The organism is Streptomyces sp. YIM 121038 (assembly GCF_006088715.1).
Classification (GTDB): domain Bacteria; phylum Actinomycetota; class Actinomycetes; order Streptomycetales; family Streptomycetaceae; genus Streptomyces.
On the sequence record NZ_CP030771.1, the window covers coordinates 9050657 to 9066873 of the forward strand.

General features: G+C 70.7%; 29 protein-coding genes. 22 read left to right on the top strand and 7 right to left on the bottom strand.

The features are described from left to right. Window positions 1–40: 40 nt before the first annotated feature. The 5 genes from C9F11_RS37935 to C9F11_RS37955 form a co-directional block, all read right to left on the bottom strand. A complete protein-coding gene (locus C9F11_RS37935) occupies window positions 41–637 on the bottom strand; it encodes a TetR/AcrR family transcriptional regulator (RefSeq protein WP_138964322.1) in 597 nt (198 codons plus the stop codon). Window positions 638–737: 100 nt separating this feature from the next. Then, on the bottom strand, window positions 738–1667 hold the full coding sequence (locus C9F11_RS37940) for a phosphotriesterase (RefSeq protein WP_138964324.1): 930 nt from the start codon (window positions 1665–1667) through the stop codon (window positions 738–740). Further along, the gene (locus C9F11_RS37945; RefSeq protein WP_138964326.1) at window positions 1661–2245 is read right to left on the bottom strand and encodes a DUF4865 family protein; all 585 of its coding nucleotides are present in this window, start codon (window positions 2243–2245) and stop codon (window positions 1661–1663) included. The genes C9F11_RS37940 and C9F11_RS37945 overlap by 7 nt, the downstream gene beginning before the upstream one ends. A gap of 36 nt (window positions 2246–2281) precedes the next feature. Continuing rightward, window positions 2282–2677, bottom strand: a complete 396-nt coding sequence (locus C9F11_RS37950) for a cupin domain-containing protein (RefSeq protein WP_138964328.1) — start codon at window positions 2675–2677, stop codon at window positions 2282–2284. Between the two features lie 85 nt (window positions 2678–2762). Next, window positions 2763–3335, bottom strand: a complete 573-nt coding sequence (locus tag C9F11_RS37955; RefSeq protein ID WP_138964330.1) for a TetR/AcrR family transcriptional regulator — start codon at window positions 3333–3335, stop codon at window positions 2763–2765. A 197-nt stretch (window positions 3336–3532) separates the two neighbouring features. Between C9F11_RS37955 and C9F11_RS37960 the strand changes: the two genes are divergently transcribed. The 3 genes from C9F11_RS37960 to C9F11_RS37970 are packed head-to-tail and all read left to right on the top strand — an operon-like array spanning window position 3533 to window position 6869. Continuing rightward, on the top strand, window positions 3533–3817 hold the full coding sequence (locus tag C9F11_RS37960) for an SHOCT domain-containing protein (RefSeq protein WP_138964332.1): 285 nt from the start codon (window positions 3533–3535) through the stop codon (window positions 3815–3817). After that, window positions 3814–4689 carry an ABC transporter ATP-binding protein gene (locus tag C9F11_RS37965; RefSeq protein WP_249402053.1) on the top strand — a complete coding sequence of 292 codons (876 nt, stop codon included), beginning with the start codon at window positions 3814–3816 and terminating at the stop codon, window positions 4687–4689. The genes C9F11_RS37960 and C9F11_RS37965 overlap by 4 nt, the downstream gene beginning before the upstream one ends. Beyond that, window positions 4686–6869, top strand: a complete 2184-nt coding sequence (locus C9F11_RS37970) for an ABC transporter permease (protein ID WP_249402054.1) — start codon at window positions 4686–4688, stop codon at window positions 6867–6869. Before C9F11_RS37965 ends, C9F11_RS37970 begins: the two co-directional genes overlap by 4 nt. A gap of 5 nt (window positions 6870–6874) precedes the next feature. On the opposite strand, the gene C9F11_RS37975 is transcribed toward C9F11_RS37970, so the two are convergent. Continuing rightward, entirely contained in the window at window positions 6875–8224 is a 1350-nt protein-coding gene (locus C9F11_RS37975; RefSeq protein WP_138964334.1) for an integrase, read from the bottom strand. 455 nt (window positions 8225–8679) lie between these two features. After that, window positions 8680–9096 (bottom strand): hypothetical protein, encoded by a 417-nt coding sequence (locus tag C9F11_RS37980; protein ID WP_138964336.1) that lies wholly within the window; start codon window positions 9094–9096, stop codon window positions 8680–8682. A 187-nt stretch (window positions 9097–9283) separates the two neighbouring features. Here C9F11_RS37980 and C9F11_RS37985 point away from each other — a divergent pair, with 187 nt between their 5' ends. The 19 genes from C9F11_RS37985 (at window position 9284) to C9F11_RS47705 (ending at window position 16190) form a co-directional block, all read left to right on the top strand. After that, a complete protein-coding gene (locus tag C9F11_RS37985) occupies window positions 9284–9532 on the top strand; it encodes a helix-turn-helix transcriptional regulator (protein ID WP_138964338.1) in 249 nt (82 codons plus the stop codon). Window position 9533: 1 nt separating this feature from the next. After that, on the top strand, window positions 9534–9908 hold the full coding sequence (locus tag C9F11_RS37990) for a hypothetical protein (protein WP_138964340.1): 375 nt from the start codon (window positions 9534–9536) through the stop codon (window positions 9906–9908). 117 nt (window positions 9909–10025) lie between these two features. Beyond that, entirely contained in the window at window positions 10026–10304 is a 279-nt protein-coding gene (locus tag C9F11_RS37995) for a hypothetical protein (RefSeq protein ID WP_138964342.1), read from the top strand. Beyond that, window positions 10301–10567, top strand: coding sequence for a hypothetical protein (locus C9F11_RS38000; protein ID WP_138964344.1), 267 nt, complete (start codon window positions 10301–10303; stop codon window positions 10565–10567). Before C9F11_RS37995 ends, C9F11_RS38000 begins: the two co-directional genes overlap by 4 nt. Further along, a complete protein-coding gene (locus C9F11_RS38005; protein WP_138964346.1) occupies window positions 10564–11370 on the top strand; it encodes a phage antirepressor KilAC domain-containing protein in 807 nt (268 codons plus the stop codon). Before C9F11_RS38000 ends, C9F11_RS38005 begins: the two co-directional genes overlap by 4 nt. Then, the gene (locus tag C9F11_RS38010; protein WP_138964348.1) at window positions 11363–11791 is read left to right on the top strand and encodes a hypothetical protein; all 429 of its coding nucleotides are present in this window, start codon (window positions 11363–11365) and stop codon (window positions 11789–11791) included. Before C9F11_RS38005 ends, C9F11_RS38010 begins: the two co-directional genes overlap by 8 nt. Then, window positions 11788–11997 carry a hypothetical protein gene (locus tag C9F11_RS38015; protein WP_138964350.1) on the top strand — a complete coding sequence of 70 codons (210 nt, stop codon included), beginning with the start codon at window positions 11788–11790 and terminating at the stop codon, window positions 11995–11997. Before C9F11_RS38010 ends, C9F11_RS38015 begins: the two co-directional genes overlap by 4 nt. Next, on the top strand, window positions 11990–12499 hold the full coding sequence (locus C9F11_RS38020; RefSeq protein ID WP_138964352.1) for a hypothetical protein: 510 nt from the start codon (window positions 11990–11992) through the stop codon (window positions 12497–12499). Before C9F11_RS38015 ends, C9F11_RS38020 begins: the two co-directional genes overlap by 8 nt. Beyond that, window positions 12499–12744 carry a hypothetical protein gene (locus C9F11_RS38025; RefSeq protein WP_138964354.1) on the top strand — a complete coding sequence of 82 codons (246 nt, stop codon included), beginning with the start codon at window positions 12499–12501 and terminating at the stop codon, window positions 12742–12744. The genes C9F11_RS38020 and C9F11_RS38025 overlap by 1 nt, the downstream gene beginning before the upstream one ends. Next, on the top strand, window positions 12741–13286 hold the full coding sequence (locus C9F11_RS38030; protein ID WP_138964356.1) for a hypothetical protein: 546 nt from the start codon (window positions 12741–12743) through the stop codon (window positions 13284–13286). The genes C9F11_RS38025 and C9F11_RS38030 overlap by 4 nt, the downstream gene beginning before the upstream one ends. Next, a complete protein-coding gene (locus C9F11_RS38035) occupies window positions 13283–13693 on the top strand; it encodes a hypothetical protein (protein ID WP_138964358.1) in 411 nt (136 codons plus the stop codon). The genes C9F11_RS38030 and C9F11_RS38035 overlap by 4 nt, the downstream gene beginning before the upstream one ends. Then, a complete protein-coding gene (locus C9F11_RS38040) occupies window positions 13690–14253 on the top strand; it encodes a hypothetical protein (protein WP_138964360.1) in 564 nt (187 codons plus the stop codon). Before C9F11_RS38035 ends, C9F11_RS38040 begins: the two co-directional genes overlap by 4 nt. After that, window positions 14250–14456 (top strand): hypothetical protein, encoded by a 207-nt coding sequence (locus tag C9F11_RS38045; RefSeq protein ID WP_138964362.1) that lies wholly within the window; start codon window positions 14250–14252, stop codon window positions 14454–14456. Before C9F11_RS38040 ends, C9F11_RS38045 begins: the two co-directional genes overlap by 4 nt. Then, window positions 14453–14770 carry a hypothetical protein gene (locus tag C9F11_RS38050; RefSeq protein ID WP_249402055.1) on the top strand — a complete coding sequence of 106 codons (318 nt, stop codon included), beginning with the start codon at window positions 14453–14455 and terminating at the stop codon, window positions 14768–14770. Before C9F11_RS38045 ends, C9F11_RS38050 begins: the two co-directional genes overlap by 4 nt. Beyond that, window positions 14770–14973 carry a hypothetical protein gene (locus tag C9F11_RS38055; RefSeq protein ID WP_138964363.1) on the top strand — a complete coding sequence of 68 codons (204 nt, stop codon included), beginning with the start codon at window positions 14770–14772 and terminating at the stop codon, window positions 14971–14973. Before C9F11_RS38050 ends, C9F11_RS38055 begins: the two co-directional genes overlap by 1 nt. Next, window positions 14970–15164, top strand: a complete 195-nt coding sequence (locus C9F11_RS38060) for a hypothetical protein (protein WP_138964365.1) — start codon at window positions 14970–14972, stop codon at window positions 15162–15164. The genes C9F11_RS38055 and C9F11_RS38060 overlap by 4 nt, the downstream gene beginning before the upstream one ends. After that, entirely contained in the window at window positions 15161–15361 is a 201-nt protein-coding gene (locus tag C9F11_RS38065; RefSeq protein ID WP_138964367.1) for a hypothetical protein, read from the top strand. The genes C9F11_RS38060 and C9F11_RS38065 overlap by 4 nt, the downstream gene beginning before the upstream one ends. Continuing rightward, window positions 15358–15732 carry a hypothetical protein gene (locus C9F11_RS38070; RefSeq protein WP_138964369.1) on the top strand — a complete coding sequence of 125 codons (375 nt, stop codon included), beginning with the start codon at window positions 15358–15360 and terminating at the stop codon, window positions 15730–15732. Before C9F11_RS38065 ends, C9F11_RS38070 begins: the two co-directional genes overlap by 4 nt. Further along, window positions 15729–16190, top strand: coding sequence for a hypothetical protein (locus C9F11_RS47705; protein WP_171075972.1), 462 nt, complete (start codon window positions 15729–15731; stop codon window positions 16188–16190). The genes C9F11_RS38070 and C9F11_RS47705 overlap by 4 nt, the downstream gene beginning before the upstream one ends. Window positions 16191–16217 lie beyond the last annotated feature (27 nt).

Below are 16217 nucleotides of genomic sequence, written 5' to 3' on the forward strand. Positions count from 1 at the left end.
GCTCCGGGGTGGGTTCGCCGTGCCCGTGCGGCGGGGAGGGTCAGGGGCGCAGCGCGTCCAGAGCCGTCTCGGCGATGGCTTCGAGGGCGGCGCGGTCGGCGCCCGCCTGGGCGGAGACCCGCATGCCGCCGATGGTGGCGTTGACGAACCGGGCCAGGGACTCCGTGTCCCGGCGGGCGGTGATGGTGCCGTCGCGCTTGCCCGCGTCGATCGCGATCCGCAGCAGCCGGAGCCGCAGGTCGAGGTCGCGCTGGATCAGCGCGTCCGCGTCGGCGTCGCGCCGGGCGAGCTCGACCACCGTGTTGACGGTGAGGCAGCCGATGCTGCGGTCGTCCTCGCGGTACTCGAACTCGCTGTCGACGATCCGGGTGTACAGCGCGCGGAGCCGGTCGAAGCCCGGGCGCTCGCTGTCCTCCAGGATCTCCGCCTGCGGGGCGCTCATCATGTCGATGTAGCGGTTCAGCGACCTGCGGAACAGGTCGTGCTTGCTGGTGAAGGTGTTGTAGATGCTGCTGCGGCCCAGTCCGGTGGCGTCGCACAGGTCCTGGGTCGAAGTGGCTTCGTAGCCCTTTTCCCAGAAGGCGCGCATCGCCGCGTCCAGGGCCCGCTCCTCGTCGAACGTCCTCGGTCGGGCCATGACGGAACCGTACCTGTTTTGGAACGCGCGATGCAATACGGGTGTGCGGGTGAGCGCCCGCCTTCCCGGTGCGGTGCCGGGCGGCACCGCACCGGTGGTGTCAGGCGGGCCACTCCACGGCGAAGGCCGCGGCCGGGTTCGCCGTGAGCATCCGGTCCACCAGGTCCTCGCCGACGGCGCGCGCCAGGCGCGGGCGGACCCCGCGCAGCAGATGCGGCAGGCCGGGCCCGCCGTGCACGGAGCGCGCGGCGGCCGTCGTGGTGTCGCCGCCCAGGAGCAGCCGGGCGCCGTGGCCCGCGTCGGCGAGGGCCCGTACCGCGTCCGGCATGCGCCAGTCCGTGGCGTGGTGGGCGCGCGAGGGCCCGTCGAAGGCCAGATAGGCGCCCGCCGCCGCGGCCCGGAGGTGGACGTCGAGGTCCGGGAAGCGGTTGAGGTGGCCGAGGATCACCTTGGCGGGCGGCACCTCCAGATCGGCGCAGAGCAGGTCGAGCACGTCCTCGGCGCCGGTGCCCAGCTCCAGGTGGACGGCGATGGGCGCGCCCGTCGCGTGGTGGGCCTCGGCCGCCGCCGTCATCGTCCAGCGGGCGTGGGCGTCCAGGGTGTGGAAGCCGCCCGCGACCTTGATCAGACCGGCCCGTACGCCGCTGCCGGCGATGCCGTCGGTCAGCTCCCGTACGAACACCGCGGCCAGGCCGGTGGCGCGCAGCGCGGCGAGTGCGTCCGCGTCGTAGTGCACGGCCTGGTGCAGGCCCGTCGCGGCCACGATCCGGGTGTCCGTCGCGCGGGCCAGGGCGGGCAGTTCGGCCGCGTGGCGGCCCATGCCGTGCGGGGTCCACTGGATGAGGCTGCGGCCGCCCGCCGCGCGGAAGGCCGCGAGCTCGTCGGCCGCGGCCCGCGCCGAGTCCAGCTCCTGGCCCGGGAGCCGGGGGCTGCGCAGGAAGAGGTGGTCGTGCGCGTCGCAGACGCCGAGCTCGGACGGCGCGACGTCCCCCGTGACGGTACGGACCGCCGGGCCCGCCCCGTTCACCACGACCTGCCCCGGACGAGCCGGTCGCGCTCGGGCGTCGAGCAGTGCAGGACCTGGAAGACCTCGCCGCGCCCCGCGGGCGCCTCGTGGGCCCAGAGCGAGAACGTCACCGCCTCCCAGTGCCGCGGGTCGACGGCCACCGTCACGCCGACCGCCCCGTCGACGCGGGAGAGGGCCGCCGCGTCGTCGAGGAGCCCGGTGGCGAGGTCCGCGATCCGCGCGCCCTCCGGCAGCGGCGTCCGGTGGCGCACCGCCGCCGTCGGCGGGGCGTCGACGGCGGGCCCGGCCTCGTAGGCGAGCGCCGTCCAGTGCTGCACCACCGGCCGCCCGAAGTCGTCGGTGAGCCCCTGGAATCCGGGCCCCCAGAGGAAGGAGTTCATGCCCTCGGCGGTGTTCCAGAGGTAGAACGGCGCGTACTGGTTCACGGGCGAGCCGTCGACGCCGCGCTCGCGCATGAGGTAGGCCTTGAAGCCGAGGCCGGGGAAGTCGTCGAGGAGATGGCCCTTGGCCGCCACGCGGTCACGGATGACGCCCATGTCGTAGTCGGCGGGCAGGGTGATCTCGTACTGCAGAGCGTGCATGGTGTGCGTACCTGCTGTTCTGTCGGATGCGGGGTCTCAGGCCGGGTACTCGTCGGCGGCGAGGAGTTCCTCCCAGTGGGCGGCGGTGCCGTCGTCGGCGGCCTCCACCACGGCCAGGTGCGTCATGAACGTGTGCGGCCCGGCTCCGTGCCAGTGCCGCTCACCGGGCGCGATCCACACGGTGTCGCCCGCCCGGATCGGCTCCACGGGCCCGCCCTCGCGCTGCACCAGGCCCTCGCCCTCGGTGACGTGCAGGACCTGGCCGTGCGGATGGCGGTGCCAGGCGGTGTGCGCGCCCGGAGCGAAGTGGACGTTGAACATCCGTAGCCGGGACGGGGCTTCGGGGCTCGCGATCTCGTCGAGCCAGACGCTGCCGGTGAAGTGCTCGGCGGGGCCGCGCAGGCTTGCGGGGCGGGTGCGGGTGATGTGCACGGCGTTCCTCTGTGCGTAGTGCGGGGCGTGCGGGAAGCGCGACGCCCCGGTGGTGAGTGCGGGCGCCGGAGTGCGTACGGCGGGCTCAGCGCGGGGCGAGCAGGGCAAGCAGGCCGCGTACGCCCGCGTCGAAGGCGTCGGGGGAGCCCGTGGAGCGGGCCAGGACATAGCCGCCCTGGACCGTGGCGACGATGGTCGACGCGATCTCGTGGGCGTCGAGCGACGGGCTGAACTCGCCCTGGTCCAGGCCCTCCTGGACGATCGCGGCGAGCCGCCCGCGCAGCCACTCCAGGGTCTCGGTGACCGGCGCGCGCAGCGTGTCGCTCGCGATGACGTCCGGGTCCATCGTCAGGCGCCCGACGGGGCAGCCGCGCAACACGTCGCGCTCGCGCAGCAGATACCCGGCGACGCGCTCGTACGCCGACCCGGCGCCGCTCAGCGAGGCCTCGGCGGTGGCGCGCATCTCCTGGGCCGTGCGCCGGATCGCGGCGAGCGCGAGGTCGGGCTTGCCGGAGAAGTGGTGGTACATGCTGCCCTGTCCGGCGCCCGCGTGCTGCTGGATGGCCTTGGGGCTCGTGCCCACATAGCCCCGCTCCCACAGCAGCTCGCGGGTGGACTCGATCAGACGCTCCGGGGTGCTCATGCCGACACTGTACATACTAATAGGTACAGAGCGCCAGGTGAGAAGGCATCCGTCGCGGCACCGCACACGGGGGAGCAGGCGCCACGCCCCCTCGTACTCCCCGGGAGGTACGCGCACGGCCGCTGGCCGTACGACGACTTCGACGCGCCCCCGGACCAGGCTCGGAAGCGACGGAAAGCACGGCTCCGCACCCCTTCGAGGAGATGGACATCATGTACACCCTGGCGTTCGACGGCGGGCCCGGCCCGTGGATCCTGTTCTTCCCGCTGATCTGGGCGGCCGTGGTGTTCGGCGTCGTCACGGTCCTGCGCCGCACCGTGTGGCGCGGCCGGGGCGGGCCCTGGCAGCGGGGCGCCGCGCCGGTCGACCCGAAGTCGCCCATCGCCGTCCTCGGCCACCGCTTCGCCTCCGGCGAGATCGACGAGGACGAGTACTGGCGCCGCCTCACCGTCCTGAACGAGGAGTTCGGCCGCGTGGCCGAGGGAGGCCGGTCATGAGCACCGCCACCACCCCGCAGCCGGCCGGGATCCGCTACGCCGCACGGGTCGAGCGGGCCGTCAAGGTCTACGGCTCGACCGCGGCCGCCGAGACCGCGGTGACCGCCCTGGACGACGTCAGCGTCGGGTTCCCCGCCGGGCGCTTCACCGCGATCATGGGCCCGTCCGGCTCGGGCAAGTCCACCCTGATGCACTGCGCCGCGGGCCTGGACACCCTCACCTCGGGCTCCGCCCTCATCGGCGAGACGGACCTCGGCTCCCTCGACGACCGGCAGTTGACCCTGCTGCGCCGCGACCGGATCGGCTTCGTCTTCCAGGCCTTCAACCTGGTGCCGACGCTGACCGTCGCGGAGAACATCACCCTGCCGATGGACCTCGCCGGGCGCCGCCGCGACCGCGCGCAACAGGAGTGGACGGACGCGCTCATCGACGTCGTCGGCCTGCGTGACCGCCTGCACCACCGGCCCGCCGAACTCTCCGGCGGACAGCAGCAACGCGTCGCCGTGGCCCGGGCGTTCGCGGGCCGCCCCGACGTCGTCTTCGCCGACGAGCCCACCGGCAACCTCGACTCGCGCTCCGGCGGGGAGGTCCTCGGACTGCTCGGCCGCACGGTGCGCCAGATGGACCGCACCGTCGTCATGGTCACCCACGACCCGGTGGCCGCCGCCCACGCCGACGAGGTCGTCTTCCTCGCCGACGGCCGTCTGGTGGACCGCATGCGGGCGCCCACGGCGGACAAGGTCCTCGACCGCATGAAGGCCTTCGAGACCACGGGCGCGGCCCGCTCCGGCCTGGCCTCCTACGACGCGTACGGCGAAGCGGCCTACGACGTCCCGAGCGCGTACGACCCCACGAAGGGGGCGGCGTCATGACCTCCCTCGCCCCCGCCGCGCGCCTCGGCCTCACCTCCCTGCGCGGCCACAAGCGCCGCTTCGCCGGTACGTTCGTCGCGGTACTGCTCGGCGTCGCGTTCCTGGCGGGCACCCTCGTCATGGGCGACACGCTGCGCGCCGGCTTCGACACGATGTTCGGCGACGCGACCCGCGGCACCGACGCGGTCGTCCGCGCGGAGAACACCATCACCGCGCCCGGCGAGAGCCAGGGCGTCCGGCAGGCCGTCGACTCGGGCCTCGCCGAGCGGATCGCGCGCGTGCCGGGCGTCGCGGCCGCCGAGCCCAGCATCCAGGGCGCCGGCCAGCTCGTCGGCAAGGACGGCGACCCCGTCGGCGGCCAGGGCCCGCCCACCCTCGCGGGCAACTGGATCGAGGACACCGCGCTCAACCCCTACCGGCTCGCCGAGGGCCGCGCCCCGGCGAGGTCCGGCGAGGTCGTCGTCAACCGCGGCGCCGCACAGCGCGGCGACCTGAAGATCGGCGACACCACGACCCTGCGCACGCCCGACCCGGTCCGGGTGACCGTCGTGGGCCTGGCCACGTTCGGCGGCGAGGACGGGATGGCGCAGACGACCTTCACCGGCATGACCCGCGCGGACGCGGAGAAACATCTGACGCCGGAGCCCGGCCGGGCCTCGTCCATCCAGGTGCGGGCCGGGCCCGGCACCAGCCAGGCGGAGCTCGTCGACGCGCTGACCCCCGTCCTTCCCGACGGCGTCGAGGCCATCACCGGCCAGGAGGCCGCGGAGGAGAACTCCGAGATGATCTCCGGGCAGTTCCTGACCCTGTTCACGACGTTCCTGCTCGTCTTCTCCGGCATCGCGCTGCTGGTGGCGACCTTCTCGATCCACAACACGTTCGCGATCGTCGTCGCCCAGCGCACCCGTGAGAACGCCCTGCTGCGCGCCCTCGGCGCCTCCCGCCGCCAGGTCACCGGCGCGACACTGCTCGAAGCGGGCGCCGTCGCCGTGGTCGCGTCCCTGGCGGGCCTCGCGGGCGGCATCGCCGTCGCGGCCGGGCTCCAGAAGCTGTTCCCCGCCATCGGATTCCCCTTCCCCGAGGGCGACTTGGTGATCAGCGCCACCTCCATGCTGCTGCCCCTCGCGGTCGGCGTCGTCGTCTGCATGGCCTCCGCGCTGCTGCCCGCCGTCCGGGCCGGGCGCACCGCGCCGCTGGCCGCGCTGCGCGAGACGGCCGTCGACCACTCCGGCGCCTCGCGGACGCGGGCCGTGGCGGGCACCGCACTCGGGCTCACCGCCGTGGCCCTCGCGCTGGCCGGGGTCCTCGCCGACCCGTCGGTGTGGCTGGCGGGGACCGGCGCCGTGCTCGCGCTCGCCTCGTTCGTGGTGCTCGGCCCCGTCGCCGCCGCGCGCGCGGTCCGTCTCATCGGCGGCCCGCTGGACCGGCTGCGCGGCGTCACCGGCGCCCTCGCCCGGCGCAACGCCCTGCGCAGCCCCAAGCGCACCGCCGCCACCGCGAGCGCGCTGATGATCGGCGTCGCCGTCGTCTCCCTGTTCACGGTCTTCGGCGCGTCCCTGAAGGCGACCATGGACCAGACCGTGTCCCGGTCCTTCGCGGGCGACATCGCGGTCAGCACCCCGTCCTTCGGCGCCGGAGGCAGCGGACTGAGCCCGCGTCTGGCCCCCGCGCTCGCCGAGCGCCCGGAGGTCGCGACGGCCGTCGGTCTCGGCAAGGGAGTGGCCGAAGTGGACGGCAAGGGCCGGGCCCTGACCGTCACCGACCCCCGGGCCCTCGCCGAGGCCTTCGACCTCGGCGACGTCCAGGGCTCCCTGGCCCGGCTCGGCGACGACGGCATCGCCGTCACCCGGGGCGAGGCCGACAAGCGCGGCCTGAAGGTCGGCGACCGCGCCGAACTCGCCTTCACCGACGGCACGAAGGACACCTTCACCGTGCGCGCCGTGTACGGCCGGTCGGAACTCGTGGGCGACTACGTCGTCACCCGCGAGGCCTGGGCCCCGCACCGGGCCCAGGACTCCGACACCCTGGTCTCCGTCACCTTCGCGGACGGCGTGAGCGCCGCCGACGGCAAGGCCGCGGTCTCCGCCGTGGCGAAGGACTACGGCAACCCCGAGGTGCAGACCCGTGACGCGTACGCGCGGTCCTCGGCCGGAGGCATCGACATGATGCTCACCCTTTGATTCAGCTACCCGTCTGACCTGTGAACTCCGTCGCTCTCGCTCCCAGATGGGAGACTGATGGGAACCGGTGGTGCCCACCAGACACCCATCGCCCAGAACTTGTCCCACCGCTCCTGCAGACTCTGCATGATGGCCGCCTCCATCCGCGGAGTCAGATTGCTGTACAGGCCCTCCACTCCGGCCACCTCGTGCCCCATGCGCGTCTCGATCGCCGTGCGCGAATGCCCGTCCTCGTCCAGCCACTCGCGGTGGCCGTGCCGCACCAGATAGAACCGCTTGCCTGCCATCTGAGGCACCGCGAAGATCCTCGGCCGTATCAGGTCCCTGCGCCCGCCACGCTCCGGAACGCCGTCCCTGATCGGGATCCAGTAGCTGTCGTACCAGTTCCTCGGCATCTCCCCGCCCTGGATGCCAGGGAACGTCCACTCGCTGTCATGCGACGCCAGCAATACCACGAACAGCTCGTGCAGGAACGGCGGGATCACGAGGGTCCGGTGCGAGTCGTACTTGGGGTCCACCAGGGACCGCGTCCCGTCAACGTACTGCTGCTGCCACTGCACCCGGATCGCAGGCATGTGATCCGGCCCGTACCGGCCTGCGGCCAGCGCGCGGCGCTCGTCGTCAGGGTCGGAGGCGGGCCAGGTGGGGGATGTGAACTCACGGCGCAACCCCCACAGTTCCCCCGGCGGGCGCAGGCCGGTGAACGCTGTGGCCCACACGCACACCCAGCCGGTGAACCCCCAGACCGTGTATGCGTTGCGGGCAAGATGGTGCAGGACCTGCATTTCCAGAGGCCGCTTGATCTCGCGCTTCCTCTTCACGTACCTGCCGCGGCGTCGGTGGTTGACGACAGGGGACTCGTTGCGCAGCTTGTACTTGACCACCGCATCAGTCATCAGCAGGTTGAACAGGCTGAGCAGCTGGCTGGCGTAGTGATGGGAGAGCTCGCCGGCGGCTTCCGCCTTCCTGAGGCTCTTCTTCCACGCGTCGTACTCCCATGCGGTGATGTCGCCGACGGGCCGGTCGCCCCAGTAGGGGACGATCCTGGCCTTCAGGCGGGACTTGTACCTGCCCATCGACATGGGGCGCAGGTCCTGCGCCTCCCACCACATCCAGCAGTAGTCCTCCATTAGGGTCTTCGCTGAGGCCCGGCGAATGTGCTTGCCGTGGCGGACGTCGTGCTCTCGGTCAAGGCCGTAGTCGTAGGCCTCGGCCTCGGTCTCAAAGGGCTCGCCGGGTTCGGGTCCAGACGCGGACTCGTAGCGCTTGGTCTTCCGACCGCCCGGATGGATCTTGTACTCGCCAGCCCACCACTTGACGCGGATGCTGTTCCCGCGCCGTTCGATCCACGGCATGTGGCCCCCTTGCTGCTGGTGCGGTCGTCCGGCGGGTACCCCTCCGCCGGAACACCGCGGCCGACTGTCAGCTGTCGTTGCCTATATGGCAGTTGCGGCAGCTGTCGCAGTCTCCTCCTCCGCGCCTGACGATCTCGCGTAGTGACTGACGGCGTTCCGTGTCAGTCACGAGATCGGCAGGCATCACACAAACCATCCTCTTCCCGTTGATCAATCCCGCCCACCCGTCGAACTGCGGGTCGGGATCGGTTACGAGCAGGGTGCTTTGCATGCTGGTTCCCCCTCTCGGGACTGTGGGGAACCCCCAAGGTGATGCAAAGACTCTGCCATGCCTGTGACTTGTTGGGACCTGGCAGGACCAGAAATGTGTGAGGCCAAGCGATAACAAAGCGATGTATGCGAATGGTTGTACGTCGAATGTGTGATTTCTGCTAGCTGAACAAGCGCGTCCTCGATCAGAGGATGCCGCGCTCCTTCAGGTGATCGAGGACGCGCTTGTTCAGCTCAAGGATCTCGTCTCCCGTCAGGGATCCCTTGGTGGCGATAGCGGCGTGCGTGACGGCGTCGCCGACGTGCCGCTCCAGTTCAGCCTTCGGGATCTCGGTGACGGTCGTGTCGGGGTGGTCGGTGAGGGGCTCGCTGACGATCGGGTCGCCGCCGTCGAGGACGCGCGTGCAGCTGCCTGACGCCCACTGGAGGGCGACCTCGATGCCTGCGTAGGTGCGGTCCCAGACCTTGGTGCCGGCCTCGACGCGCTTCCAGGTGTCCTTGCTGATGCCGCCGCGCCGGGCGGCGGGCTCCACGCCGAGGCGCAGCTCGGTGCGGCGTTTCTGTACGAGCGTCGCGAGCCGCTCGAAGTCGGGGGTGGTCATGACTCACATCTTCTCAGGACCAGCTAGGACCAGCTAGGACCAGGCCAAAGGAGGCCGGAACGCGCCGGTAAGCAGGCGGAGAGTGAGCGAGTCAGGACCTGATCAACCGGATAGGTAGCCGCGAACATCAGCAGACATGTGCACACTTCCGCTAGACATGGCCGCCCACTTCCGCTAACTTCGATGCATGGAAAGACCCCCCACCTACACGGTGAACGGGGCGGAAATCCGCAGGCTCCGCATGCAGGCGGGGCTGACCACCGAAGAGCTGGCACGAAAAGCACAGATCAGCAGGCGATACCTCGGCCACCTCGAAACCGGCTACCGCACCCGCATGAGACCGGACACCTACGCCGGACTCCGCACAGCACTCGGCCTCCCGGCCGACTCCCGACAGCTCCTCGATCCCACCGAGGGCACATCCGAGAAGAGGTGACATGCCCACGCGAAGCGGTCCCTCCGCCCCGCAGCTCGAGAGCTTCTACAACCTTGGCCTGGCGGCAGTGCTGCTCGGCCTCAAGACGAAGGACGAACACGAGAACGGCAGCAAGAAGGGCGAACGCTGGCTACGCGACGGCGTCAACCGGCTCGAAGACGGCAGCGAAGGCCGCCCGTTTCCCCACCACCGCATGAACGGCTGCCTGATGTTCAGCGAGAGCAATCTCGCCGAGATCGCCGAGATGCACCTCAACGCCCCCACCCAGGGGCCCCGCCGTCGGACCCGGCGCAAGAAGACCGCGCCGTCACAGGCGACGCCTTTGACTGAGGGCGCCAAGCGGCGACGCGGCTCTGAAATGCCGTCCGCCGCTTAGCGCGGTGTTGCGGCCCCAACCGCCGGGCCTTCACACACCGGCAGCCGGGGCCACCGCGGCCCGTGAGCCGCGAGATCCACCCACACCATCCACAGAGAAGAGGAGTGGACCAACATCATGGTCTCATCCCCGAACGAAGAACCCATGGCCTATGTGGTCATGATCGGCGGGCTGCCCCTGGCTGCTGCTTCCTCGTTGGAGGCCGCCCAGGCGGACGCCGAGGAAGGCGAGAAGCGCTACGCCATGAAGGGCGAGAGCCGCTGGGACGAGTACCGCCCCGGCAAGGAGTGGCGGCTGATGAGCCGCCCGGAGGGGCGTCGCCGCTTCGCGTGGACCCAGCGCTGGGTTGCCGCTGTACCCCTCCTCGCCGACGACCTCTCCGGCGGTGCGTCGTGACGAGCGTCCCGAAGCTGAAGTCCACGCGGGAGTACGCGGAAGCGATCACCGAGCTGCGGGACATGGTTCCGGCGGAGTCCCAGTACCGCATGTTCGACCTGCTGACGGCGGTCGTCGAGTACGTCACGGACGACGCCCGCGTGAAGACTCTCCGCGAGGCCGCCGAGCTCGGCCGTGAGTTGAGCCGTCAGGGCTACAGCGCGCAGGAGATCGCCAAGAAGCTCGACCGCAAGGCCGATGCCATGGAGGGCGGCGCATCATGACGACTCCGCTGGTGTTCACGTTCCCGGAGACCGCGCAGCACGTGCGCTCCGTGGTGATCGACGGCGAACCGTGGTTCGTCGCGAAGGACGTAACCGACGTGCTCGGTCTGGCGAACGGCCGCGACGCCGTCGGGCGCCTGCCGAAGCGCATGAAGAGTTCCGTCGTCATCTCCGACGGAACCCCCGGCAACCCCACCAAGACCCTGATCCGCGAATCGGGCGTCTACCGACTGATCATGCGGAGCAACCTTCCGGCCGCCGAACGCTTTCAGGACTGGCTCGCAGAAGAGGTAATCCCGGCGATCCGCCAGACCGGCTCGTACACGGTCGAGCCCGCGGCCCCGCGGCTGCCGGACCTGACCACCCCGCAGGGCGTCCTGGCTCTGGCCGAGCAGTTCAAGGCGACCGCCGAGCAGTTGGTGGAGGCGGACCGGAAGCTGAAGGAACTGGAGCCGAAGGCGCTGGCGCACGACACGCTGATGGCTGCGGCCGACGGTGATCTGCTGGTGCGGCAGGCGGCGAAGACGATCGGCTGGCAGGAGAAGCAGCTTCGGCACTTCCTCCTCGACGAGAAGCTGATCTACCGCCGTCAGGCGACGTGCGGCGCCACCCAGTACGACTTCTACGCGGCGCACGCCGACTGCTTCGACGCGGTCGAGAAGGTCGTCGAGCACACGTGGGGGTCCTGCGCGCACTACACGCTGATGCTCACCCCGCGCGGCCTGTCGTTCGTGCAGATGCGGATCGGCAAGAGGGCCGCCGAGATGCGGGCCGCGATCGAGGGCGGTGCCCGCGATGAGTGATCTGTTCGAGGAGATCGTGGCTGGGGTTGCGCAGCCGTCGGTGTGGCAGACGGCGTTCGGTATCGAGGAGGAGTACCTCCAGGCGGAGCGGCCGGGCGGCTACGAGGTCGAGGAGATCGGCCACCGCACGTGGGAGCGCCTGTCGGAGGAGGACCGCGAGACCGCGCTGCCTGAGCTGTTCTACGCGGCGTGGGAGAACCGTCAGCAGCAGCTGGATGAGCGGGCTCGCTGGGAGCGGGAGGGGTCGCTGAAGAAGGAGCTTCAGCCGCTGCTGGCCCGCTACGGCGAGCTGACCGAAGCGGGGGCTCCGGTGCCGCCGGGACTGGCGGCGTCGATCGCGCAGCTGACGTTCCGGCTGATGGTGCCGTGTGATCCGTCGTGCGAGTGCCCGGCCTGCAGCACGGCTGGGGGTGCGTCGTGAGTGCCCGCGACGAGCTGTTCTTGCATCTGCCGGACACGTTGTGGCTGAGTAAGCGTGACGCGCTGCTCGACGCCTACCGCGCCGAGGTGCTCCGGGAAGCGGCGGTCATGGCCGCTGCGCGAAGTGGGTGCCCGTGCAATGCGGCGGAGGCGATCGCGCACGATCTGCGGCGCGCGGCCGCCGAGGGTGGTGGCCGGGATGCCTAACCGTCTGTCGCCGCAGCGCGAAGCCGAGATCCGTGAACAGCGCACCGCGTGGGGCTTTAGCGAGGATCCCGATGAAGCGGTCCCCTACGAGATGCTGGACGACCTGCTCCGCGAGTTCGACCGGGTCCGCGCCGAACGCGACGCCGCTCAGGCGGAGACGGTTCGGCTTGCGGGGCTGCTGGGTGAGCGTGGCGCGGAGCTGGAGTCGCTGCGCGGCAAGGCTGCTGCTGCGGACGGCTACTACCGGCAGATCAAGGAACAGGCCGAGGAGCTCAACCAGCTGCGCCGCGAGCTGGAGCGGCGCCGCGGCGGCCGGCTTCCCCGGGTGTCGCTGGAGGAACAGGCCGCGCGCGAGACGGATCCGGCTCGCCGGGCTGCGCTGCGGATGATCGGCCAGCCCGCGCACTTCGGGTCGTGCGGCACGAACTCAAGTGGGCACCGGCTCGTGAACGGTCACTGCGTGTACTGCGGCACTCCGTCGGCTGAGGCGGGTGATCGGTGATGGCGATCGACATGCCGCGCCCGATTGAGGCCCTGGACCGTGCGCTGCACGCGCTGGAGGCGGACGCTCAGCGGCTGGCGTTGCAGGACGCGTACCGGCACGTGCCGGAGCCGCTGGAGGCCGAGTTCGCTGCCCTCGCGATCACGCACCCCGAGGCGTGCTCCACCGCCGCCGACTATCCCGGCTGGGCTGAGCAGCTTGCCGCCCTCGCCGAAACCAACCGCCGCCCCAAGGAGGGGTCATGAGGTGCGATGAGCCCTACGAGGGCAACGAGTACACGGGCTGCACGAAGGACCTGGGGCACCCCGGGGACCACGAGTACTACGGCAAGCAGTGGCCCCGGCCGGTCAAGGCGGGCGAGCTGACGGACGACGTCCTTGCTCTGATCCCCGACCAGTGGGACGTGGACGAGCGCGGTTACTACCTCGCCTTCGAGGTCACGAACGTCTACCCCATCAAGGTCGGCGCCGAGTCCGAGGACGACGCGCTGAGGCAGTACGACGACTACGTGGACCTGCCTGATTTCAACCGTGAGACCGCGATCGACGGATCCGTCGAGGTGCGGCGGCCGACCCAGTACGAACGGTCGGGCATGACTGGTGCACCGATCGGGCCGGTGATCGCTTGCCCTGGCTGCGGCAAGCAGGCCATGCAGCGGTCCTGGTTCCACAACCCGCTGCGTAAGTGCCACGGGCCCATCAAGTGGAGGGAAACACGCGCTCCGAGCCCTCGCTGGCGCTGGAGCAGGGACCATGAGGCGCACGCCGGACAGGCGGTGGCATCGTGACCGAGCCGATCACCAGGGAACTGCTCGCTGAGGTCGCGCAGTCGCATCCGGGCGACTGGTACGACGGCGAGTGGCGTAGCGAGTACATCGAGTCCACGCCGGACCGGTACGGGCACTACGTGGTCCGCCACCAGGAGTCGGGCGAGGTTCTGGCGGAGCTGCCGGACTGGGCAGGCGGGATCGCCCTGTTCATCGCCGACGCCCACGACCACACACCCGTACTGCTGGCTGGCGTCCAGCGCCTGACGGCACGGATCACACAGCTGGAAGACGCGGCCGTATGCCCGTCCGTCTCCCGCCTCGGCCACGCCCGCTGCTGCCTGCCGGTCCGGCATCGCGGTGACCACCAGACCGCGGACAAACGCCGGTACTGGGACGACCACCACGCCGCAGGGGAGGCGCTGTGACCGCCGTGAAGTGCTCGTGCATGTTCGGCCCGCGTACCGGCCTGAATGGCGAGATCGTCCACTCCGGCGACTGCCGGGTCATCAACCCGGTGCGCCACGCCTCGTGGCAGGCGATTCTCGCGCTCGTCGAGGACCTGCCTCGAGAGACCGGTGGCACGGACCGCAGTATCGGCGAGTTCACCGAGGACGGCCTGGGCGGCAGCTCCATGCGCGCCACATACAAGGTCGGCCAGGTGGACGGCTCCGACATGGTCTACACGATCACCGTGACCGTCGAGCAATCGGCCGATCACAAGGACAAGTTCTGGGGGCCCGGCGGCACCCGAGACGGAGATGACCCGACCAGGCGCGTGGTCGTCGGCGGCGAGCACTTCATGCTCGGTGACGATCGTCCGGGCGACGGATTCAAGGGGTTCGGCGGGCGCCGCTTCGACATCCAATTCTTCGACGGCCGCACCGTCACGACGCGCGACCTCTGGTACCAGGGCGTGGTCCCTCCCAAGTGGCGTGAGCGCTACCCCGACAACGCCCGCTTCGTCACCACCCAGGAGGCGCTGTGACTGCCGACGAGTTCAAGGCCCTGTGCCCAGTCGGTACTCGGGTCGCCGCGTACCCGATGACTCGCGACGAGGAGCCGCTCCTCACTGCCACCCGCACCCCGGCCTGGAATCTCGGCCACGGGGCTCCGGTCGTGTCCGTCGAGGGCTACGCGGGCGGCATCTGCCTCACCCACATCGACATCCGCACCGGAGGCACGTCGTGAAGAGGTTCGCTGATCTGTCCCGCCCGATGGCCCTGCTCCGCCTCCTGGCCCTGGACCATCCTGACCTGCCCGCAGCGGACGTGCAGATCTCACCGATCTACCCCGACCGCCTCACCTTGTCCATCCACAACAACCTGAGCGCCTTCGAAGCGTGGCGTGAGGCCCTCGGCCTCGACCCGGCGGAGGTCAAGCACAAGCTGCAGAGCGGCGACACGACGACCGTCCTCATCGCCGTCGGCCAGGTCGCCGACGCCACCGTCGAACTCGTCGGCTACGCCCGCAACCTGACACTCGTCGCACAGGCGGTGGCGTGATGGCGACTGAGATCGAGCCGCGCCGTTTGGAGGATCTGGAGGAGGACGCGCTCGTCCAGGTGGAGCGGGAGTGGCAGCGCCGGGCCCGCGGCCGCAAGCCGTGGACGAACTGCGAGTACGTCGACCAGATCGAGCGTGTCCACGCCCGCTACACGGCCCGCCGCGCCTGGCTCGCCAAACACGGGCAGGGGGTGGGGTCGTGACCGCGATCGTTCCGGAGCCGAATCTGCTCGCCGATCTGCCGTCGATGCCTGCAGGGGCTGACCCCGTGCTGCTTCCCCGCCTGCTGCGGGGGCTGGGGCTCACCGACTACCAGCGGTCGATCAACGACGGGCTCGTCGAGTCCTTCGAGGAGTACTGCAGCCGCATCAGCGCCAAGGAGGCGACACCATGAGCGATCATCCGGCCCCGGAGGAGCGGCTGGCTGAGCTGCGGGCTGCCGCGCGGGACCGGCTGGCGGCCCGGGAACAGGCTGTCGCCCGGCAGGACCCGATGCTTGCCGACCTGGAGCAGTTCCTGGTCGAGGGCGCCGAGCTGGAGCTCCTGTACCAGCTCGGGCTCGGCCACCTCGACGAGGGAGGCATGCCGTGACCACCGAAACCAAGCCGCGCAACACCGATGTTGCCGACGCCCTCGACAGGGCCGCCGACCACATCGAACGCTACGGCTGGGCACAGGGCGCCCTATACGACGGACGACAGGCCGAAGGCGCGCCGACCAGCGAATGCCGGGTCTGCGCGATCGGAGCCATCAACACCGCCGTCTACGGCAGCCCCAGCTACCCGGCCTACGACTCCCCGCACCACGATCTGGCCCTGCTCGCCGAGCGCTGGCTGCGCGTCTACCTCCAGCTCGACACGGTGACGCTCCCGGAGTGGAACGACGCGCTCGGACGCACGCAGGAGCAGGTGGTGCAGGCGATGCGCGACACCGCGAAACGGCTGCGCGAGGAGACGCCATGAGCATCGCCGACCTGATCACCGGATGGCGGGGCACCGGAAGCCGCCGCGCCATCGACGAAGTGCGGCGGCTCCGCGAGGAGGTCTTCCAACTCCGGGGCTTCCTGCAACAAGCGGGCGACGAACTCGCACTGCTGCAGTGGGACCTGACCGTCGCCAACAGCCATCTCGGCAAAGCCGAACTGCTGGTCGTGCATCTCGACGCGGACATCGAAGACCTCACCAAGGAACGCGACGCCCTGCAAGAGGAAGTCACCTCCCTGCGCCAGAGGTTCGCCGCTCAGCTGGCGGCCGAGGCGAATGCGGCCGCGATCCGGGTGCCGCCCGTCTACCGCGACACCTCCGACCCCGACGACCAGGCCACCGAACCCATCCGAGTCTTGACGCTGGCCGAGGCGTTCGGCAGCACCGACCCGACGCACGTGCCCGCCTGGGCCCTCAAGACCGGCCCGGCCGCCTAGTCCGCCGGTCGGCCGCAGGATCCCGCG

Bases quoted from the DNA above. Each gene is read 5' to 3' on its own strand.
- C9F11_RS37935 (WP_138964322.1), bottom strand. From the start codon at position 637: ATGGCCCGACCGAGGACGTTCGACGAGGAGCGGGCCCTGGACGCGGCG.
- C9F11_RS37945 (WP_138964326.1), bottom strand. From the start codon at position 2,245: ATGCACGCTCTGCAGTACGAGATCACCCTGCCCGCCGACTACGACATG.
- C9F11_RS37955 (WP_138964330.1), bottom strand. From the start codon at position 3,335: ATGTACAGTGTCGGCATGAGCACCCCGGAGCGTCTGATCGAGTCCACC.
- C9F11_RS37960 (WP_138964332.1), top strand. From the start codon at position 3,533: ATGTACACCCTGGCGTTCGACGGCGGGCCCGGCCCGTGGATCCTGTTC.
- C9F11_RS37965 (WP_249402053.1), top strand. From the start codon at position 3,814: ATGAGCACCGCCACCACCCCGCAGCCGGCCGGGATCCGCTACGCCGCA.
- C9F11_RS37970 (WP_249402054.1), top strand. From the start codon at position 4,686: ATGACCTCCCTCGCCCCCGCCGCGCGCCTCGGCCTCACCTCCCTGCGC.
- C9F11_RS37975 (WP_138964334.1), bottom strand. From the start codon at position 8,224: ATGCCGTGGATCGAACGGCGCGGGAACAGCATCCGCGTCAAGTGGTGG.
- C9F11_RS37980 (WP_138964336.1), bottom strand. From the start codon at position 9,096: ATGACCACCCCCGACTTCGAGCGGCTCGCGACGCTCGTACAGAAACGC.
- C9F11_RS37985 (WP_138964338.1), top strand. From the start codon at position 9,284: ATGGAAAGACCCCCCACCTACACGGTGAACGGGGCGGAAATCCGCAGG.
- C9F11_RS37990 (WP_138964340.1), top strand. From the start codon at position 9,534: ATGCCCACGCGAAGCGGTCCCTCCGCCCCGCAGCTCGAGAGCTTCTAC.
- C9F11_RS37995 (WP_138964342.1), top strand. From the start codon at position 10,026: ATGGTCTCATCCCCGAACGAAGAACCCATGGCCTATGTGGTCATGATC.
- C9F11_RS38005 (WP_138964346.1), top strand. From the start codon at position 10,564: ATGACGACTCCGCTGGTGTTCACGTTCCCGGAGACCGCGCAGCACGTG.
- C9F11_RS38010 (WP_138964348.1), top strand. From the start codon at position 11,363: ATGAGTGATCTGTTCGAGGAGATCGTGGCTGGGGTTGCGCAGCCGTCG.
- C9F11_RS38020 (WP_138964352.1), top strand. From the start codon at position 11,990: ATGCCTAACCGTCTGTCGCCGCAGCGCGAAGCCGAGATCCGTGAACAG.
- C9F11_RS38025 (WP_138964354.1), top strand. From the start codon at position 12,499: ATGGCGATCGACATGCCGCGCCCGATTGAGGCCCTGGACCGTGCGCTG.
- C9F11_RS38030 (WP_138964356.1), top strand. From the start codon at position 12,741: ATGAGGTGCGATGAGCCCTACGAGGGCAACGAGTACACGGGCTGCACG.
- C9F11_RS38055 (WP_138964363.1), top strand. From the start codon at position 14,770: ATGGCGACTGAGATCGAGCCGCGCCGTTTGGAGGATCTGGAGGAGGAC.
- C9F11_RS38065 (WP_138964367.1), top strand. From the start codon at position 15,161: ATGAGCGATCATCCGGCCCCGGAGGAGCGGCTGGCTGAGCTGCGGGCT.
- C9F11_RS47705 (WP_171075972.1), top strand. From the start codon at position 15,729: ATGAGCATCGCCGACCTGATCACCGGATGGCGGGGCACCGGAAGCCGC.